Consider the following 1,468-nt stretch of genomic DNA (forward strand, 5'->3'; position numbering starts at 1 on the left):
CTGTGCGCCATACTGAACGCGTTGAAAAAACGGCGTCAAGTGGATTCCGCTCCGGTGCGGCAGCAGATTGTGCAGTGAACTACCGTACCCATCGCGTAGAAAACGTGAGAATCCGCCAGTATGAGTACTGCTACGGGCAAGCGTCTGCAACGATGGCAAGCCGAGCGCAACAATGGGATGCCATCGAAGGGTGAAGCACAACTGCATGACGAACGATACGAATCACGATACCGGCAACGGCATCCGTAACGACTGTGCGAATCGTGCGCAGCACGATATGCCGGCGACATACGCATCCTCCGACGCAATACCGCCCGACATGCACAATACACGAGGCGTGCAAGGCATGGCGGGTCGTCTCGCGGAATCCCATAGATTCGTCATCGTGCTGCGCACAATCATGGCGATAACGCTTATCGCCATGGTGCTGCGTATGATTCCAGGCGGCTTCGGCGGCAGAAAATACGTTCCCATCGTTGTGGCACTTATGCCGTGGTTCATTATCCCCACTGCTGCCGTTGCCATCATCGCATTCGCCATACGCCAGCGTGCGCTCGCCGTTATATGTGTTGTCTGCATTATGGTGCAGGTGTGCTGGCACTGGGGGTTCATAGTGCCGACCGACAGATTGTCGGTACGTGCGCGTCTTGCGGTTACGCAAAGCGAATTGGACACGACTGATCGTTATGCGCGAATCATGACGTTGAATGCGAAGGAAGGCGCTGCGGATGCCGACCATATTGTGCGGATGGTTCGTGATGAGCATGTAGAGGTGCTGGCATTGCAGGAGGTGTCGCATGGACTGGTGCAACGGTTGCGTGATGCCGGCTTGGAAGCGACGCTGCCTTATTCGAACGTGGCGAAGTGGTCGGCGCATGACAACGGTGGCGTGAACGCGCTGTGGAGCGCGGCTCCTATGAGCGACACTACGGGGGATCTCATTCCCATCGAGTCCTCCAGTATTCCGGCGTCCAGCATTGATTTTGGTGGAGTGGCCGTGCGATTCGGTTCGGTGCATCCATTTTCGCCCCGCCCGAGCAACCAAGGGTTATGGAGCAAAGGGTTAAGCGCCATCGGGCAGTTACAGGGAAGCAAAGGCAAGTATGTGCTGATGGGGGATTTCAACGCCATATGGGATCATGCCAGTTTCCGGTATCTGCTTGGGGCGCGCTTCCTGGATTCGGGCGAACGCGCCGGAAGCGGATTCCATATGACCTACCCGTCGAATGTGAAGCTGCTGGGCGTCATTCCGATGCCTGCCTGTTCCGAGATCGATCATATCGTGCACGATCGCGGTGTTATCGTAGGCGATCTTGAGGCGCGTGCGGTTGCCGGTTCCGATCATAAAGCGCTGCTGGGGACTATGGAGATCACCGGCTGAACAAGCTCCAAAAGTGCGGCAATCGTAAGGCTTTCCTCCTATGTAATGCCAGCATGGGCGAGCAACGGCACTCGCTTTGCCATATCC

General features: G+C 56.7%; 2 protein-coding genes. Both read left to right on the forward strand.

Translation table 11 applies throughout. The features are described 5' to 3' along the window. Positions 1 to 194 (forward strand): hypothetical protein (locus ACR0P8_RS09740; protein WP_432624853.1); only part of this gene is annotated, 194 nt, incomplete at its 5' end. 11 nt (positions 195 to 205) lie between these two features. After that, a complete protein-coding gene (locus ACR0P8_RS09745; RefSeq protein ID WP_432624854.1) occupies positions 206 to 1,381 on the forward strand; it encodes an endonuclease/exonuclease/phosphatase family protein in 1,176 nt (391 codons plus the stop codon). Positions 1,382 to 1,468: the final 87 nt, after the last annotated feature.

Source organism: Bifidobacterium sp. (assembly GCF_050874245.1).
Lineage (GTDB): Bacteria > Actinomycetota > Actinomycetes > Actinomycetales > Bifidobacteriaceae > Bifidobacterium.

Excerpts from the sequence above, each read along its gene's own strand:
- ACR0P8_RS09745 (WP_432624854.1), top strand. The coding sequence starts at position 206 with ATGACGAACGATACGAATCACGATACCGGCAACGGCATCCGTAACGAC.